10 protein-coding genes are annotated in these 12806 nt (G+C 69.8%); 9 read left to right on the top strand and 1 reads right to left on the bottom strand.

Features of this window, described 5'->3' with window-relative positions:
• The first annotated feature begins 14 nt into the window (after positions 1-14).
• Entirely contained in the window at positions 15-1073 is a 1059-nt protein-coding gene (locus tag ACFY0K_RS06830) for a LysR family transcriptional regulator (RefSeq protein WP_390638951.1), read from the top strand.
• Positions 1074-1242: 169 nt separating this feature from the next.
• Here ACFY0K_RS06830 and ACFY0K_RS06825 read toward each other — a convergent pair whose 3' ends face one another.
• Complete coding sequence (locus ACFY0K_RS06825; RefSeq protein ID WP_390638950.1) at positions 1243-2088, bottom strand: hypothetical protein; 846 nt, start codon at positions 2086-2088, stop codon at positions 1243-1245.
• A 201-nt stretch (positions 2089-2289) separates the two neighbouring features.
• Between ACFY0K_RS06825 and ACFY0K_RS06820 the strand changes: the two genes are divergently transcribed.
• The 8 genes from ACFY0K_RS06820 (at position 2290) to ACFY0K_RS06785 (ending at position 12664) form a co-directional block, all read left to right on the top strand.
• The gene (locus tag ACFY0K_RS06820; protein ID WP_390638949.1) at positions 2290-3447 is read left to right on the top strand and encodes a mandelate racemase/muconate lactonizing enzyme family protein; all 1158 of its coding nucleotides are present in this window, start codon (positions 2290-2292) and stop codon (positions 3445-3447) included.
• Positions 3444-4451, top strand: a complete 1008-nt coding sequence (locus ACFY0K_RS06815) for a zinc-binding dehydrogenase (RefSeq protein WP_390638948.1) — start codon at positions 3444-3446, stop codon at positions 4449-4451. Before ACFY0K_RS06820 ends, ACFY0K_RS06815 begins: the two co-directional genes overlap by 4 nt.
• Before the next feature lie 114 nt (positions 4452-4565).
• A complete protein-coding gene (locus ACFY0K_RS06810) occupies positions 4566-5543 on the top strand; it encodes a hypothetical protein (protein WP_390638947.1) in 978 nt (325 codons plus the stop codon).
• Positions 5544-5662: 119 nt separating this feature from the next.
• A complete protein-coding gene (chvE, locus tag ACFY0K_RS06805; protein ID WP_390638946.1) occupies positions 5663-6772 on the top strand; it encodes a multiple monosaccharide ABC transporter substrate-binding protein in 1110 nt (369 codons plus the stop codon).
• Positions 6773-6816: 44 nt separating this feature from the next.
• Positions 6817-8379 carry a multiple monosaccharide ABC transporter ATP-binding protein gene (gene mmsA / locus ACFY0K_RS06800; RefSeq protein WP_390638945.1) on the top strand — a complete coding sequence of 521 codons (1563 nt, stop codon included), beginning with the start codon at positions 6817-6819 and terminating at the stop codon, positions 8377-8379.
• A complete protein-coding gene (gene mmsB / locus ACFY0K_RS06795; protein WP_390638944.1) occupies positions 8376-9620 on the top strand; it encodes a multiple monosaccharide ABC transporter permease in 1245 nt (414 codons plus the stop codon). The genes mmsA and mmsB overlap by 4 nt, the downstream gene beginning before the upstream one ends.
• Before the next feature lie 52 nt (positions 9621-9672).
• Positions 9673-10827 carry an aldose epimerase family protein gene (locus tag ACFY0K_RS06790; RefSeq protein WP_390638943.1) on the top strand — a complete coding sequence of 385 codons (1155 nt, stop codon included), beginning with the start codon at positions 9673-9675 and terminating at the stop codon, positions 10825-10827.
• Between the two features lie 211 nt (positions 10828-11038).
• A complete protein-coding gene (locus tag ACFY0K_RS06785) occupies positions 11039-12664 on the top strand; it encodes a pyridoxal phosphate-dependent aminotransferase (protein WP_390638942.1) in 1626 nt (541 codons plus the stop codon).
• Positions 12665-12806: the final 142 nt, after the last annotated feature.

Genomic DNA, 12806 nt, shown 5'->3' with positions numbered 1-12806 from the left:
CCTAGAGTCGCCGGATGCAGATGGATCTCAATCTTCTGACGGTACTCGACGCGCTGTTGGAGGAGGGGAGCGTCACCGGGGCCGCGGATCGGCTTCGGCTCTCCGCGCCCGCGGTCAGCCGGAGTCTGGGGCGGATCAGGCGACTGACCGGCGATCAGATCCTGGTGCGCACCGGCCGGACGATGACGGCCACGCCGTACGCGCTGGCGGTGCGGGCGGACCTCCACCGGCTGGTGCAGGAGGCGCAGGGGCTGCTGGCCCCGCAGCGGCGGCTGGATCTGGCCACGCTGGACCGGACGTTCACCCTGCAGTTCCACGACGCCGTCACCACCGCGATCGGCCCCGGGCTCCTGAAGGCCGTACGGGAACAGGCACCCGGTGTGCGGCTGCGGTTCCTTGCCGAGGCGGGTACGGACACGAACGACCTGCGGCACGGGCAGGTGGACATCGAGGTCGGTGCCACCGAGCCGGCCGCACCCGAGATTCGTTCGCAGACGCTGGGCGAGGACCGGCTGATGGTCGCCGTGCCCGGGGACCTTCCGGGCGAGCGGCTGACCCTCGCGCGGTACGCCGCGGCCGACGAGACCCGGCTGACCGGGATCGCCGCGGACGTGCTCGACGCGGCGCGGCTGGCCGAGGCGCTGCGGGGCAGCACGACCGTGCTGTCCGGGCTCGGCATCAGCGGCGGCAGCGGGCGGGGCGTCCTGACGGCGGGCGCGCGGGCGGCCGTCGACGCGGGCGCCCGGGTGATCTGGCTCGGCGCCTTCGGCACGGGCGTGACCGCGCAGGCGGCCGGCGGGTTCACCCGGAACCTGCTGCGGACGTTCATGAAGTCCGAGATGAGCGACCGGGTGACGGCGTGTGAGGTGGTGATCGGGGCCGGCGGCACGGTGTTCCACGCCGGTCCGCTGGCGGACACACCGCTGAGTGCGGGCCGGCGCACGCTGACCGTGGAGGAGGCGCCGAGGAGGTTCTTCCCCGCGAGGGTGGGGAGAGCCACGGTCGCGGCGGCGATGCTGGACGAGGCCGAGAGCGGGAGTCATCCGGGGCGGACGGTGATTCCGGTGGACTGAGCCGGTTGCATGCTGGGTTTGCTGCGGTGGATGCGTCGGGTGCGGACCGGTGGGGGCTGGTCGCGCCCACGCGGCGGAGCCGCAAATCGACACAGCCCCGCGTCCCTTACGGGGCGCTCTCCAAGGCGGCGTCGAAAGGAAGATCCCCCTTACGAGCACCACCACAGAATTACGAGCACCACCACAGAAATCGCGTGCACGTCTTGCTCGGGGACGGGGAGGGGGACGGGTCCGACGTCGTCGGGGTCGCCGTCGGGGTCGAGCCCGTCGTGGATATCGCCGTCGCCGTCGGCTTGCCGGCGCCCGGGCCCGTCGACGCCGACTGGCCCTCCGTGTCCTTCGGGGAGGCCGACGGGGAGGCGGACGCCTTGTCCTTCGAGGAGGACGGGGACGGGGAGGCGGACGGGTCGGCCGAGGCGGAGTCCGCCCTGCCGGTCGCGCCGGAGGTGTCGCCCAGGGGCTGGGCCGTCGTGGTCGGGGACGACGTCGAGGTACCGCCGTCGGTGGTGTCGCCGCCCGCCGAGGCAGGGCCGGGGCTGGTGAACGGTATGGCGTCCGTGCCGAGTTCGGCGAGGCTCAGGCCGCCGGCCGCCAGCACGCACGCCGCGACCACCAGCAGGACCCTGCGGCGCCTACGGCGATGGGCCGCGGCTTTGCGGTCGCGACGGCTTCCGTCGGGGGCGGACTGCCCCTCCTCGGGATCCTCGGCGAAGCTCTCGGCGGCCTGCCCCCGGCTCCGGCCGCCGCGCCCACGCGTCGCCCGCCGCCGCTCGGCCCGGCCGCCCGACCGCGGTCCGTCGGCCTCGTCGGCCTCGGCCTCCACCTCGCCCGCCGGGCCGGGGTCGTACCCGTTATCGGTGAACTCCGGCTCCGTGTACGGGGTTTCACTGGGCGTGACCGGTTCGGAGGTGGCCGCTCGCGGCGCTGACGCGCGTAGCGTCTCGGCGGCGGTGCCGCACCCCGGGCAGGCGAGGGCGCCGTTGAGGTGCCGGCGGCACGGGTGGCAGTAGTCCATGACGCGGGAAGACTAAGTTCCCCGCGGGTCACATAACCAGGCACCGCTGTGAAGGTTCTGTGGGGGACCGAAAAACCTATCGCAAGCCTTGCCGAAACCGTTACCTGTTCGACCCATTGACACCCCCGCCGCCCCGTCCTTACTGTCACGCCAGCATTTCGAACGTGTGACGAAATCTCGAACAGCTGAGGGGCAACTGCCGTGCGCATCACCGGAATCAGCACACACGTGGTCGGGACGCCGTGGCGCAACCTGACGTACGTCCAGGTGCACACCGACGAGGGGATCACCGGAGTCGGCGAGACCCGGATGCTCGGTCACACCGACGCGCTGATCGGCTACCTGCGAGAGGCCGAGGCCAACCACATTCTCGGTTCGGACCCGTTCGCGCTGGAGGACCTGGTGCGCCGGATGAAGTACGGCGACTACGGCCGGGCGGGTGAGATCGTCATGTCCGGTATCGCCGTCGTCGAGATGGCGTGCTGGGACATCAAGGGCAAGGCGCTGGGCGTGCCCGTGTGGCAGCTGCTCGGCGGGAAGGTGACCGACAGGGTCAAGGCGTACGCCAACGGCTGGTACACCACGGAGCGGACGCCCGAGGCGTACCACAAGGCCGCCCAGGGGGTCATGGAGCGCGGGTACCGGGCGCTGAAGATCGACCCGTTCGGCACCGGGCACTACGAGCTGGACCACGAGCAGACCCTGTACGCCGTGTCGCTCATCGAGGCCGTCCGGGACGCCATCGGGCCGGACGCCGAGCTGATGCTGGAGATGCACGGCCGGTTCTCGCCCTCCACCGCGGTACGGCTGGTGCGCGAACTCGCGCCCTTCAAGCCGGCCTGGCTGGAGGAGCCCGTGCCGCCGGAGAACCTGAAGGCGCTGGAGAAGGTCGCCGCCAAGGTGGACATCCCGGTCGCCACCGGTGAGCGCATCCACGACCGCATCGAGTTCCGCGAGCTCTTCGAGAGCCAGGCCGTGGACATCATCCAGCCGGACGTCGGCCATATCGGTGGAATCTGGGAGACCAGGAAGCTCGCCGCCACCGCCGAGACGCACTACGTACTGGTCGCCCCGCACAACGTGGGCGGCTCGGTGCTGACCGCCGCCTCCCTCCAGGTCGGGTTCACCTCGCCGAACTTCAAGATCCTGGAGCACTTCAACGACTTCGCCGACGCCGAGATCAAGAAGGTCGTCAGGGGGGCACCGGAGGTCGTGGACGGGTACTTCCAGCTGTCCGACGCGCCGGGGCTCGGGGTCGAGTTCGACGCCGACGCGGCCGCCGAGTTCCCGCAGCAGCAGGCCCGGTTCGACCTGTGGGCCGAAGGCTGGGAGCAGCGCAAGCCGAAGGGCACGAAGTGAGCGCGTCGCAGGTCGTCGTCGAGGCGCCGGGCGCCCACCGGGTCGAGGAGCACACGCCCCGCGAGCCGGGTCCCGGCGAGGCGCTGGTCGCCGTGCACGCGGTCGGGATTTGCGGAAGCGACCGTGAGGTGTACCAGGGGAACCGGCCCGAGGGGTACGTCCGGTACCCGTTGACGCCGGGTCACGAGTGGTCGGGAACGGTACGGGCGGTCGGCGCCGGGGTCCCCACGTCGCTGGTCGGGCGCAAGGTGGTCGGCGAGGGGTTCCGGAACTGCCAGGTGTGCGACCGCTGCCACGCCGGGGAGACCACCCTGTGCACCGACGGCTACGAGGAGACCGGCTTCACCCAGCCGGGCGCCATGGCCGCCACCCTCACCCTCCCGGCCCGGCTGCTGCACGCCCTCCCTGACGACGCCGACCTCACCGCCGCCGCCCTCCTGGAGCCGGCCGCCTGCATCGCGGCCGCCGCACTGAAGGGCAACGCCCGGCCGGGCGAGCGGGTCGCGGTGGTCGGCACCGGGACGCTCGGGATGTTCGCCGTGCAGTTCCTGCGCGCGATCTCGCCGGACGAGCTGCTGGTGGTGGGGACCAGGAACGACCGTGAGGCGCTCTCCCGGTCGTTCGGGGCCACCGACTTCCGTACCAGGGACCAGGAACTGCCCGACGACTTCGACGTCGTCATCGAGACCGCCGGGTCCGCGTCCGCCGCGCGCACCGCCGCCTCCCTGCTCAGGCGCGGCGGACGCCTGGTCCTGACCGGTATCCCGGCCGCGGGTGCCGACGGCCTGGACCCGACCGACCTCGTCGTACGGCAACTGGAGGTGCACACCGTCTTCGGGGCGCCGCCGGACGCCTGGGCGCACACGGTCCGGGTCTTCGCGGCCGGCCTCCTCGACCCGTTGCCGCTGGTCACGCACGAGCTGCCGCTGACCGAGTTCCCGCACGCCATCGAGCTGGTGGGGGCCGGTGATCCGAAGGTGGGCAAGGTGCTGCTCCGCCCCTAGTCGTACGCCGGCCGCGGCGTGCCCTGATCTCGCCGTGGCCGGCGTACCACCACAGCCTTTTTTCTGCCCCGAGCCGCGAACCTTGTCCGAAATACCGAACACAAAGGACAGCTTGTGACGACCGACGCTTCCGTTACGGCGGCCCGCCGACCCGGTGAGCAGGCGCTCGCCGCCCTCGGCCTGGGCGCTCCCGCCCTCGACCCCGCCGACGCCTCCGCCCACAGCTTCCCGGGCGGCGGGAAGTGGCGCACCGAGATCCCCTCCTGCGAGGGTCCCGAGGCGCTGGCCGTCGTCCTCAAGGAGTCCTCGCGGCTGGACGTCCCGATCCACCGGATCAGCCAGGGCAGCGGCGTGTGGATGCTCACCGACGCCGAGATCACCGAGATGGTCGACGCGACGAACGAACGGGACATCGAGCTCTGCCTGTTCACCGGCCCGCGCGGCACCTGGGACATCGGCGGCTCGGTGCGGTCCGACTCGCGGGGGGCCGGACTGCGCGCCCGCGGCCACGACGCCGTCGCGGGATGCGTCGAGGACGCGGTACGGGCGACCGAGCTGGGCGTCAAGTGCCTGCTCGTCGCCGACGAGGGCGTGCTGTGGACGCTGCACCGGGCCCGGCAGGCGGGGATCATCCCGGCCGACACGACCCTGAAGGTCTCGGCGCTGGTCGGTCCCGTCAACCCGGCCTCGTACTCGGTCTTCGAGCACCTCGGCGCCGACTCGATCAACGTGCCGAGCGACCTGACGCTCGATCACCTCACCGAGATCCGGCGGGTGTCGGGCGCGCCCATGGACATGTACATCGAGGCCCCCGACGACCTCGGCGGCTACATCCGGATGTACGAGGTCGCCGAGCTGATCCGGCGCGGGGCGCCGGTGTACCTCAAGTTCGGCCTGTCCAAGGCCCCCGGCATCTACCCGTGGGGCAACCACCTGCGGGACGTGACCCTCAGCACCGCCAAGGAGCGGGTGCGGCGGGGGCGGCTCGCCCTGGACCTGCTGGCGCGGCACGGGGCGGACGGGGACATGGCGCCGCTGGGGTCGCGGCTGCCGGGGGTTCTGAACCGGTTCCCGGCCGACGGTTCTGCCTGATGAACGTCGGGGACTGCGGGTCGTCTGTGGCTGGTCGCGCAGTTCCCCGCGCCCCTTTCGGGGCGCTTCACAACCTTGCTTGACACATCTCAACGACGAGAAGAACAGGGACCGATCACATGCGCACTCGTAGAAGCGCCCTCACCCTCATAGCCGGGGCCGCCTCGCTCGCTCTGACGCTGTCCGCCTGCGGACAGAGCGGTGAGGGCGGCAGCAAGCAGGACAGCGGCAGCGCCAAGGGCGGCACGATCGGCATCGCGATGCCGACCAAGTCCTCCGAGCGCTGGATCGCGGACGGCAAGAACGTCGTCAAGGACCTGGAGTCCAAGGGCTACAAGACCAAGCTGGTCTACGGCGAGGACAACCCGGACACCCAGGTCTCGCAGATCGAGAACCTGATCACGCAGGGCGTCAAGGGCCTGATCATCGCGGCCATCGACAACAAGTCCCTGAACAACGTGCTCCAGGAGGCCGCCGACGCCAACATCCCGGTCATCGCCTACGACCGCCTGATCCTCGGCACGAAGAACGTCGACTACTACGCGTCCTTCGACAACGAGAAGGTCGGCGTCGAGCAGGGCACCTACATCGTGCACAAGCTGGGTCTGGACAGCGGCAAGAAGGGCCCGTTCAACATCGAGCTGTTCGCCGGCTCCAACGACGACAACAACACCAAGTACTTCTTCAACGGCGCGATGAGCGTGCTCCAGCCGTACATCGACAAGAAGCAGCTGGTGGTCAAGTCCGGCCAGACCGCGCTGAACAAGGTGACCACCCTGCGCTGGGACGGTGCGACCGCGCAGTCGCGGATGGAGGACATCCTCACCTCCTCCTACAAGTCCGCCAAGGTCGACGCGGTGCTCTCGCCGTACGACGGCATCTCGATCGGCATCATCGCCGCGCTGAAGTCGGACGGCTACGGCTCCAGCAGCCAGCCGCTGCCCGTGATCACCGGGCAGGACGCCGAGCTGGCCTCGGTGAAGTCGATCATCGCGGGCGAGCAGACGCAGACCGTCTACAAGGACACCCGGCAGCTCGCCAAGGTCGCCGCGACCATGGTCGACGACGTCCTGAACAAGAAGACCCCGCAGACGAACGACACCAAGACGTACGACAACGGCTCCAAGGTCGTGCCCGCCTACCTGCTGCAGCCGGTGAGCGTCGACAAGTCCAACTACGAGGAAGTCCTCGTCAAGGGCGGCTACTACACCGACGCCGAGCTCAAGTGACCCCTGTCCCCCACTAGTTGTCCTACGGATTGGAAGGCACGACCATGGCGGGACCCGTCCTGGAAATGCGCTCGATCGTCAAGACCTTTCCCGGCGTCAAGGCGCTGTCGGACGTCACGCTGACCGTCCGCCAGGGCGAGGTCCACGCCATCTGCGGGGAGAACGGCGCCGGCAAGTCGACCCTGATGAAGGTCCTCTCCGGCGTCCACCCGCACGGCAGTTACGAGGGCGACATCCTCTTCGAGGGTGAGCTCTGCAAGTTCGGTGACATCCGGGCGAGCGAGCAGCGCGGCATCGTCATCATCCACCAGGAGCTGGCGCTGTCGCCGTACCTCTCGCTGGCGGAGAACATCTTCCTCGGCAACGAACACGCCAAGGGCGGCTTCATCGACTGGCGGGAGACCCTGCGGCACGCCACCGAACTGCTGCGCCGGGTCGGTCTCGACGACCACCCGGAGACCCGCGTCACCGACATCGGCGTGGGCAAGCAGCAGCTGGTGGAGATCGCGAAGGCGCTGTCGAAGAAGGTGAAGCTGCTCATCCTCGACGAGCCGACCGCGGCGCTGAACGACGAGGACAGCGGCAAACTCCTCGACCTGATCCTGGAGCTGAAGAACCAGGGCATCACCTCGATCATCATCTCGCACAAGCTCAACGAGATCCGCCGGGTCGCCGACTCGGTGACGATCATCCGGGACGGCCACTCCATCGAGACCCTCGACGTGAAGTCGAAGGAGACGACGGAGGAGCGGATCATCGCGGGCATGGTCGGCCGCGACCTGGACCACCGCTTCCCGGAGCGGACCGCGTACGAGGGCGAGACGGACGCGGCACCGGCCCTGGAGATCCGCAACTGGACCGTGCGGCACCCGATCGACCACGAGCGCAAGGTCGTCGACGACGTGTCGGTCCACGTCCGGCGCGGCGAGATCGTCGGCATCGCGGGCCTGATGGGCGCCGGCCGCACCGAACTCGCGATGAACGTCTTCGGCCGGACCTACGGCCGCTACGACGGCGGCACGGTCCTCAAGGACGGCACGGAGATCCGTACCAAGTCGGTCGCGGAAGCGGTCGGGCACGGCATCGCGTACGTCACCGAGGACCGCAAGCACTACGGCCTCAACCTCATCGACACCATCAACCGCAACATCTCGCTGACCGCGCTGAACAAGGTCGCCCGGCGCGGGATCGTGGACGAGCACGAGGAGCGGCAGGTCTCCGAGGGCTACCGCACGTCCATGAACATCAAGGCGCCGACGGTCTTCGAGCCGGTCGGCAAGCTGTCGGGCGGCAACCAGCAGAAGGTCGTCCTCAGCAAGTGGATCTTCGCGGGTCCGGACGTGCTGATCCTCGACGAGCCCACCCGCGGCATCGACGTCGGCGCCAAGTACGAGATCTACACGGTCATCGACCAGCTCGCCGCCCAGGGCAAGGCGGTCGTCTTCATCTCCTCCGAGCTGCCCGAACTGCTCGGCATGTGCGACCGCATCTACACCATGGCCGCGGGCCGCCTGACCGGTGAGGTGCCCAGAGCCGAGGCCACGCAGGAAGTGCTGATGCGCCATATGACGAAAGACAAGGCGAAGGACAAAGAGGTAACGCGATGAGCACGGATGTCACCGCCAAGAGCCCGGCGCCCGCGCCGCCGGGCAAGAGCGGAGCGGCCGCCGACGGGAACCTGCTGCGGATGGTCCTGGACGGGCTGCGCCGCAACATGCGCCAGTACGGCATGCTGATCGCGCTCGGTCTGATCGTCGCCCTGTTCGCGGTGTGGACCAACGGCGACCTGCTGCTGCCGCGCAACGTCTCCAACCTGGTCCTGCAGAACAGCTACATCCTGATCCTGGCCATCGGCATGATGATGGTGATCATCGCCGGGCACATCGACCTGTCGGTCGGCTCGCTGACCGCGTTCGTGGGCGCCTTCGCGGCCGTCCTGACGGTCAATCACGGAGTGGCCTGGCCGATCGCGTTGATCCTGTGCCTGGTGATGGGCGCCGTGGCAGGTTCGCTGCAGGGGTTCCTGATCGCCTACCTCGGCATACCGTCGTTCATCGTCACCCTCGCCGGGATGCTGCTCTTCCGCGGTCTCACCGAGATCCTGCTCCAGGGCCAGACCATCGGCCCCTTCCCGAACGGCCTGCAGAAGCTGGGCAACGGCTTCCTCCCCGAGGTCGGCCCGCACACCAACTACCACAACATCACGCTGCTGCTGGGCATCGTGCTGATCGCGGCCGTGGTCTGGCAGGAGTTCCGGGACCGGCGCCGCCAGCAGGAGTTCGCCCTGGAGGTGCCGCCCACCCGCCTGTTCCTGCTGAAGCTGACCGCGCTAATCGCCGCGATCCTCGTCCTCACCATGCTGCTCGCCAGCTACAAGGGCGCCCCGATCATCCTGATCGTCCTGGGCGCGCTGGTCGTCGGCTACGGCTACGTGATGCGCAACGCGGTCTTCGGGCGGCACATCTACGCGATCGGCGGCAACCTGCCGGCGGCCAAGCTGTCCGGCGTGAAGGACAAGAAGGTCTCCTTCTACGTCTTCCTGAACATGGGCGTGCTCGCGGCCCTGGCCGGCCTGGTGGTGGCGGCCCGGCTGAACGCGGCCTCACCGAAGGCGGGCGACGGCTTCGAACTGGAGGCGATCGCCTCCTCGTTCATCGGCGGCGCCTCCATGAGCGGCGGTGTCGGCACCATCCTCGGTGCCATCATCGGCGGTCTCGTCCTCGGCGTGCTGAACAACGGCATGAACCTCCTCAGCGTCGGCACCGACTGGCAACAGGTCATCAAGGGCCTCGCCCTCCTCGCGGCGGTCGGCTTCGACGTGTGGAACAAGCGCAAGTCCGGTTCGTAGTCAGCGCGGGCCTCGCCGAAAGGCGGGGCCCCTCCTTCGTAAGGAGCCGCACATGGAACTGAACAGACGCACGGTCATCGCAGGAGCCGCGGCGGCGGGCATCGCCGCCACGACCCTCGGCGCGGGCACCGCCGAGGCCGCCTCGGGAGGCAGGAAGCCGGTGAAGGAGCTCTTCGGCACCCTCGCCGACGGGACCAAGGTCCACCGCTGGTCCCTGGCGAACGGCGGCACCCGCCTGAAGGTCCTCTCCTACGGCGGCATCATCCAGTCCCTGGAGATCCCGGACCGGCACGGCAGGTACGCCAACGTGTCGCTCGGTTACGACAACCTGGCCGCGTACGTCGCCGGCACCACCTTCTTCGGCGCGACCATCGGCCGGTACGGGAACCGGATCGCCAAGGGCCGGTTCACCCTCGACGGCACCACCTACCAGCTCTCCGTCAACGACGGCGTCAACAGCCTGCACGGCGGCGCCAAGGGCTTCAACACGAAGGTCTGGGACATCGAGGGCTTCACCTCGGGCTCCGACGTCGGCCTGCACCTGCACTACACGAGCGTCGACGGCGAGATGGGCTATCCGGGCACCCTCAGGACGAAGGTCACCTTCACCCTGAACCGGCACGGCGACTGGACCATCGACTACGAGGCCACCACCGACAGGCCGACCGTGGTCAACCTCACCAACCACACCTACTGGAACCTCGCCGGTGAGGGCAACGGCACGATCGAGGACCACGAGCTGGCGATCGCCGCCGGCCGCTACACGCCCACCGACTCGGGCCTGATCCCCACGGGCGAGCTGGCCACGGTCTCCGGCACCCCCTTCGACTTCCGCAAGGGCAAGCCGGTCGGCCGGGACATCCGCGCGGGTCACCCCCAGCAGGTGCAGGCCAAGGGCTTCGACCACAACTGGGTCCTGGACAAGGGCGTCACGGCGAAGCCGGAGCACATCGCCACGCTGCGCGACCCGCGCTCCGGCCGCACCCTGAAGATCGCCACGGACCAGCCCGGGCTGCAGTTCTACTCGGGCAACTTCCTCGACGGCACCCTCACCGGCACCTCCGGCCGCACCTACCGGCAGGGCGACGGGCTGTGCCTGGAGACCCAGCACTTCCCGGACTCGCCGAACCACGCGAGCTTCCCGTCGACGGTGCTGCGGCCGGGGCAGGTGTACAGGACGCGGACGGTTCACTCGTTCGACGCCTGAGGTGGGACGGCGTGGGCGCGGCCGGTAAGGGGCTGGTCGCGCCCACGCGCGTACGGTTCCAAGAAGAAACGTAAACCCACACTTTTTTCACACGGATTGAACAGCGCCGCACCCGCCCCCGTACTCAAGGGCGGCCCGTGCTCCCCCGCGCGGGCCGCCCAAGACGACGGGCCCGGACGTCTCCATCGGGCCCGCCTCATACGGAGGTTCAATGGCCGGCAGCGTCACCTCGTTGTTCCGCAGCGGAGCTCACAGCCCGTCGATGGCGGCACTGACCCGCGAGGGGGGCGACGGCACCGGCCCGGTCGACTTCTGCATACCCTGCAACCCGTACTTCCCCACCCCGGCCATGATGGAAACGATGGCCGCCCGCCTGAAGGACATCGTCACCTTCTACCCGAGCAGCGCCGACACCATCACCGCGGAGCTGTGCGAGCTCCTCCAGCTCCCCCCGCAGGCCGTGGCCATGGGCAACGGGTCCACCGAGCTGATCACCTGGATCGACCACCTGCTGGTCCGCGAGTCCCTCGCCGTCCCCGTCCCCACCTTCGGCCGCTGGACCGACCAGCCGATGGAGACCGGCAAGCGCGTCGACATGTTCCCGCTCCAGGAGTCCAACGGCTTCGCCCTCGACCTCGCGCAGTACGCCGAGTTCATCCGCAAGCGGGGCACCAGGGTCGCCGTCATCTGCAACCCCAACAACCCCGACGGCGGCTTCCTGCACAAGCAGGCGCTGGTGCAGTTCATGGACGCGATGGCCGACCTGGACCTGATCGTCGTCGACGAGTCGTTCCTGGAGTTCGCCGACGCCGAGGCCGAGCCCAGCGTCGTCCAGGAGGCGATGCTGCGGCCGAACGTCATCGTGCTGCGCAGCCTCGGCAAGAACTTCGGCCTGCACGGCATCCGGTTCGGCTACATGGTCGCCAACCCCGCACTGGCCGGCAAGGTCCGCTCGATGCTCCCGAAGTGGAACCTCAACGCGTTCGCCGAGTACGTCGTCTTCATGCTCAAGGAACACGGCGCCGAGTACGCGCAGAGCCTGCTCCAGGTCCGCAAGGACCGCCTGGAGATGGCCAGCCAGCTCGCCACCCTGCCCGGCCTGACGGTCTACCCCTCGCAGGGCAACTTCCTCTTCGTGCGCCTTCCCGTCGGCGCCGAGGGCACCGTGGTGCGGGACCGGATGCTCACCGAGCACCGGATCCTGGTCCGCGAGTGCGGCAACAAGATCGGGTCTTCCAGCCGCTTCCTGCGTCTCGTGGTGCGCCCCGAAGTGGACGTGCGTCGCCTGGTGTCCGCCATGGAACAGGTGCTCTACGGGACCAGGAGGGGAGCCGCCGTGCCCGAGCTGAGCACCGGGACCAGCTACAGCTCGGGTACGGCGGCGGTGGACCGGCTGGTGAGCGAGACCAACGGGGCGGGCATCCAGCTCGCCCAGGCCGTCGGCGCGGGGCCCGTACCGGGGCTCGCCGCCGCTCCCGCCGCCGGTGTCGGCATGCCGCTCCCCGTCGCCGCGCAGCAGGGCGGCGCCGGGATGCCGATGCCGGCGGCAGCCATGCAGATGCAGCAGCCTCAGCAGCAGCCGGTGATGGCACCGGTGATGCCGATGGCACCGGCGCCCGCGCCCGCCCCGATGCCCATGCAGATGCAGGCCCCGGCGCCCGCCCCGGCCGGGCCCACGCCGCCCGGGGTCCCCGCGCGCGGTGGCCTCACGGCCGCCCAGGTACGAGGCATGACGGCCCCCGCACCACCGGTCCCGAACCTCGCCCCGGCCCCGGCCACCGGCTGGCCGAACGCCCAGAGCTGGCCCAACGCAGCGGGGATGGGCCAGGCCGGCTAGCCACCCCAGGCGGTCCGGTGCGCTGCCGGGTGCACCACCACCGTGGCTGATCGCGCAGTTCCCCGCGCCCCTGAAGGGGCGCCCCACCAGGGGCGCGAGGAACTGCGCGACCAGCCCCCACCGACCCGCGGGAACAAACGAA

This window comes from Streptomyces sp. NPDC001507, from assembly GCF_042894765.1.
Classification (GTDB): Bacteria; Actinomycetota; Actinomycetes; order Streptomycetales; family Streptomycetaceae; genus Streptomyces.
This window is presented reverse-complemented; position numbering and strand designations above follow the sequence as displayed.

Coding starts and splice junctions, on each gene's coding strand:
- ACFY0K_RS06825 (WP_390638950.1), bottom strand. CDS start 2,088: ATGGACTACTGCCACCCGTGCCGCCGGCACCTCAACGGCGCCCTCGCC.
- chvE (WP_390638946.1), top strand. CDS start 5,663: ATGCGCACTCGTAGAAGCGCCCTCACCCTCATAGCCGGGGCCGCCTCG.
- ACFY0K_RS06790 (WP_390638943.1), top strand. CDS start 9,673: ATGGAACTGAACAGACGCACGGTCATCGCAGGAGCCGCGGCGGCGGGC.
- ACFY0K_RS06785 (WP_390638942.1), top strand. CDS start 11,039: ATGGCCGGCAGCGTCACCTCGTTGTTCCGCAGCGGAGCTCACAGCCCG.
- mmsA (WP_390638945.1), top strand. CDS start 6,817: ATGGCGGGACCCGTCCTGGAAATGCGCTCGATCGTCAAGACCTTTCCC.
- mmsB (WP_390638944.1), top strand. CDS start 8,376: ATGAGCACGGATGTCACCGCCAAGAGCCCGGCGCCCGCGCCGCCGGGC.
- ACFY0K_RS06830 (WP_390638951.1), top strand. CDS start 15: ATGCAGATGGATCTCAATCTTCTGACGGTACTCGACGCGCTGTTGGAG.